We start from the raw sequence: 5,154 nt of genomic DNA on the forward strand, positions 1-5,154 counted from the left end.
CCGAAGGCGGACGCGGCCTGGCACCTGCACGAGGCGACGAAGGACCTCGGGCTGTCCGCGTTCGTCCTCTTCTCCTCCGGCGCGGGCGTGTTCGGCAGCGCCGGGCAGAGCCTCTACGGCTCGGCGAACGGCTTCCTCGACGGCCTGGCGCGGTGGCGCGCCGATCAGGGCCTGCCGGCGGTGTCGCTGGCCTGGGGCCTGTGGGCGGAGGCCAGCGGTCTGACCGGCCACCTGGGCGAGGCCGACCGGGCCCGGCTGGCACGCGGCGGCCTGGCCGCGATGGCCACGGAGGAGGCGCTGGCGCTGTTCGACGCGGCCCTCGGCTCGCCGGAGGCGTTGCTGGTCCCGACCCGTCTGGACCGCGACGCGCTCCGCAGGCAGGCGGCGGCCGGTGAGCTGAACCCGCTGCTGCGCGGCCTGGTCCGCGCCCCGCGGCGCACCGCCGCCACCGCCGCGGCACCGGCCGGAGACGGCCGCGAGGTCCTGCTCCGCCGGCTCTCCGCGGTGGGCGAGGCGGAGCAGCTCCGGCTGCTGCTGGACCTGGTCCGGGCGAGCGCGGCCAAGGTGCTCGGCCAGAGCATCGACGAGACGGTGAAGCCCGCGCAGGCGTTCAAGGACGTCGGCTTCGACTCGCTGACCTCGCTGCGGATCCGCGGCAGCCTCACCGAGGCCACCGGTGTCCGGCTCCCGGCCACCCTGGTCTTCGACCACCCGACGCCGGCCGCCGTCGCGGAGCACCTGCGCGACCGGCTGGGCCTGGTGGGCTCGGTGGCCGTGCCGCCCGTCCTGCTGGAACTCGACCGGCTGGAGCAGGCGCTGGCGGCCACGGCCGGCCCGTCCGGGGCGTCCGACGGGGTGCGCGCCCAGGTGGCCGCCCGCCTGGAGGCCCTCACCGCCCGCTGGGCGGAGCCGGGCGAGGAGTCCGCGGCCGGGGGCGTCGACCTCGGGGCCGCCTCCGACGACGAGCTCTTCGACCTGATCGACAACGAACTCGGCCTTTCCTGATGACGGATACGAGGAAGAACCCCATGTCGAACGACGACAAGCTGCGCGACTACCTCAAGCGCGTCACGGCCGACCTCCAGCAGACCAGGCGCCGCCTCCGTGACGCCGAGGCCCGGCGGACCGAGCCGATCGCGATCGTCGGAATGGCCTGCCGGCTGCCCGGCGGCGTCGCCTCCCCGGCGGACCTCTGGCGCCTGGTGCACGACGGCACCGACGCCATGGCCCCCTTCCCCCGCGACCGGGGCTGGGACGTGGACGGGCTGCACGACCCCGACCCGGACGCCGCCGGGAAGACCTACGCCGAGGAGGGCGGATTCCTCGCCGATCCGGGTGGCTTCGACGCCGGACTCTTCGGGATCTCCCCGCGCGAGGCGCTGGCGACGGACCCGCAGCAGCGGCTGCTGCTGGAGACCTCCTGGGAGGCCTTGGAGCGGGCGGGCATCGACCCGACCTCGCTGAAGGGGCAGCCGGTCGGCGTCTACGCGGGCCTGATGTACCACGACTACGCGCACCACGTGCTCAACCTCCCGGAGGGCCTGGAGGGGTACTTCGGCATCGGCAACTCGGGATCGGTGGCCTCGGGCCGGGTCTCCTACGCCCTCGGCCTCGAAGGCCCGTCGGTGACGGTGGACACCGCCTGCTCGTCCTCGCTGGTCGCCGTCCACCTGGCGGCCCAGGCGCTGCGCGACGGCGAGTGCACGCTCGCCCTGGCCGGCGGCGTCGCCGTGATGGCCACGCCCGAGGTGTTCGTCGACTTCGCGACCCAGCGCGGGCTGGCCCGCGACAGCCGCTGCAAGGCGTACGCGGACGCCGCCGACGGCACGGGCCTGGCGGAGGGCGTCGCCGTCCTCCTGCTGGAGCGGCTGTCGGACGCGCGGCGGCTGGGGCACGAGGTGCTGGCCGTGGTCCGGGGTTCGGCGGTCAACCAGGACGGCGCGTCCAACGGCCTGACGGCGCCCAACGGACCGTCCCAGGAGCGGGTGATCCGGGCGGCCCTCGCCAACGCCCGGCTGACGGCGGCGGACGTCGACGCCGTGGAGGGCCACGGCACCGGTACCTCGCTGGGCGACCCGATCGAGGCGCAGGCCGTGCTGGCCACCTACGGTCAGGGCCGTCCAGCCGAACAGCCCCTCTGGCTGGGCTCGTTGAAGTCCAACATCGGGCACACCCAGGCCGCGGCCGGTGCGGCCGGGGTGATCAAGATGGTGGAGGCGCTGCGGCACGGCGTGCTGCCGAGGAGCCTGCACATCGGCACTCCCACTTCGAAGGTCGACTGGGACTCGGGCGCGGTGTCGCTCCTCACCGAACGGCGCGACTGGCCCGAGGTCGACCGGCCGCGCCGGGCCGCCGTCTCCTCCTTCGGGGTCAGCGGCACCAACGCCCACGTCATCCTGGAGCAGGCCCCGGCCGAGGAGGAGCCGGCGCGGCCGGACGTCGAAGCGGCCGGCACCGCGCTGCCGTTGGTGCTGTCGGCGGCCTCCGAGGACGCGGTGCGGGCCCAGGCCGGCGCCTGGGCCCGTCTCCTCGCCGAGCAGCCGGACACCGGCCTGGCCCGGACCGCCCGCACGCTCGTCGGCGCTCGTGCCGCGCTGGAGCAGCGGGCGGTGGTGGTGGCCGCCGACCGGGCGGGTGCCCTGGCGGCGCTCGACGCCGTGGCGCGCGGGGAGGAGGCGGCGGGCGTCGTCTCCGGCCGGGCGGAGGTGAACGGTCGGTCGGTGTTCGTGTTCCCGGGTCAGGGTTCGCAGTGGGCGGGGATGGGGCGTCGGCTGCTGGCCGAGTCGGTGGTGTTCGCGGAGGTGCTCGGTGAGGTCGACAGGGCGTTGAAGCCGTATGTCGACTGGTCGTTGCTGGATGTGGTGAACCAGGTTCCGGGTGCTGCTTCGCTGGAGCGGGTGGACGTGGTGCAGCCGGTGTCGTTCGCGGTGAACGTGGGTCTGGCGCGGTTGTGGGCGTCGTTGGGTGTGGTGCCGGACGCGGTGGTGGGTCATTCGCAGGGGGAGATCGCGGCGGCGCACGTCGCGGGCGTCCTTTCGCTGGACGATGCGGCCGCGGTGGTGGCGCTGCGGTCGCAGGCCATCGCCCGTGGTCTGGCCGGCCGCGGCGGGATGGTGTCGGTGGCTCTGCCGCTCGCCGAGGTGGTCGGGGTGCTGCCGGAGGGTGTCGAGGTCGCCGCCGTCAACGGCCCCTCCTCGGTGGTCGTCGCCGGTGACCCGGCCGGGCTCGACGCCGTCGTGGCCGTCTTCGAGGAGCGCGGGGCCCGGGTTCGCCGGATCCCCGTCGACTACGCGTCCCACACCGTCCATGTGGAGTCGATCGAGGCCGAACTCGCGGAGCTGCTGGGTTCCGTGAAGCCGCAGTCCGCGGCGGTTCCGTTCCTGTCGACGGTGGAGAACCGGTGGCTGGAGGGTCCGGAGCTGGACGCCGGCTACTGGTACCGCAATCTGCGGCGGACCGTCCGTTTCGCCGAGGCGGTCGAGACCCTCGCGGCTGAGGGCTTCCGGGCGTTCGTGGAGGTCAGTGCCCATCCCGTCCTCGCCCACGGGATCGTGGAGGCGCTGGAGGAGGCCGTGCAGGCGCCGACGGTGGTCACCGGGACCCTGCGCCGTGAGGACGGGGGCTGGGACCGTGTCCTGCTGGCCGCCGCCGAGCTCCACGTCCACGGCCTGCCCGTCGACTGGTCCCCGGCACTCGGGGACGCCCCGGTCCTCCCCGCCTCCGGCCTCCCGACCTACCCCTTCCAGCACCAGCGCTACTGGCTGGAGACCCGGCCCGCCACCGACGTGGGCGCCGCCGGTCTGGCGCCCGTCGGGCACCCGCTGCTCGGCGCGGCCGTGCAACTGCCCGAGGGCGGGGCGCTGCTCACCGGGCGGCTGGATCCGAAGGAGCACCCGTGGCTCGCGGACCACGCCGTCGCGGGAACCGTCCTCGCCCCCGGAGCCGCGCTGCTGGAGCTGGCCTCTCGGGCCGGTGACGAGGCGGGCGCGCCCGCCGTCGAGGAACTGGTGATCGAGGCCCCGCTGCTCGTCCCCGGACGCGGTGCCCTGCAACTGCACCTGCGGGTGGACGCGCCGGAGGACGGCGGATCCGGCGGCCGGCGGCCGTTCGTCCTGTACTCGCGGCCCGAGGGCGGTGAGGGCGCCTGGACCAGGCACGCCACCGGCTTCCTGGGCGGCGAGCAGGGACCGGAGACCGCCGCCCCCGGCCCGTGGCCCCCGGCGGGCGCGGAGGCGGTCCCGCTGGACGGCTTCTACGAGCGGCTGGCGGACCGCGGGTTCGGCTACGGTCCGGCCTTCCAGGGGCTGCGGGCGGTCTGGCGGCTCGACGGCGAGGTGCACGCCGAGGTGGCGCTGCCGGCGGGCCGCGCGGCCGAGGACTTCGGCATCCACCCGGTGCTGCTGGACGCGGCCCTCCAGGCCACCAACTTCCTGTCCATCGCCGAACCGGAGCCGGGCCACGTCCTGCTGCCGTTCGCCTGGAACGACGTCGCCCTGTTCGCCGCGCGGCCCACCGCCCTGCGGGTGCACGCCCGGCAGACCGGCCCGCACGCGTTCTCGCTCGTCCTCACCGACCCGGCCGGCGGGCCGGTGGCCTCGGTCGGCTCCCTGGCGCTGCGGCAGGTGCCGGTAGACCGGCTCACCGGACTCGGCGGGGCCGGTGCCGACCACCTCTACCAGGTCGGCTGGACGCCCGTCGCCCTGCCCGCGGACGCCGCTTCCGTCACCCCGGCGGTGCTGGACCTGACGGAGGGGACGGCGGAGGGCCCCGAGGGCGCCCGGGCACTGCTCGGCCGGGTGTCGGACTTCCTGCACCGGGGGCTCACCGATCCCGACCGGAGCGGGGAGCCGCTGGTGGTCGCGACCGGGCTGCCGGACGCGGACCCGGCGGTCAACGCGGTCTGGGGGCTGGTCCGTTCGGTCCAGCAGGAGCAGCCCGGCCGGGTCGTGCTCCTCGGTGGCGAGGGCGCGGGCTTCCCCGCCGCGGCGGCGCCGCCGGTGCTGGGAGGACTGCTGGCCGCGGGTGAGCCCCAGGCGCTCTGGCAGGACGGCGGAGTGACGGTGCCGCGTCTGGTCCGGGCCTCGGTTCCGGTGGGGGGTGGTGTGCCGGATCCGGCGGGGACGGTGCTGGTGACGGGTGGTACGGGGACGCTGG

General features: G+C 75.7%; 1 protein-coding gene and 1 pseudogene. Both read left to right on the forward strand.

The features are described 5' to 3' along the window. Window positions 1-1,005: KR domain-containing protein (locus tag ACFCX4_RS34555; RefSeq protein WP_376151155.1), on the forward strand; the 1,005-nt coding region annotated here is incomplete at its 5' end. 35 nt (window positions 1,006-1,040) lie between these two features. Beyond that, a pseudogene (locus tag ACFCX4_RS34560) lies at window positions 1,041-5,154 on the forward strand (type I polyketide synthase); the annotation flags it as partial.

Origin of the sequence: Kitasatospora sp. NPDC056327 (assembly GCF_042261735.1) — a bacterium.
Classification (GTDB): domain Bacteria; phylum Actinomycetota; class Actinomycetes; order Streptomycetales; family Streptomycetaceae; genus Kitasatospora.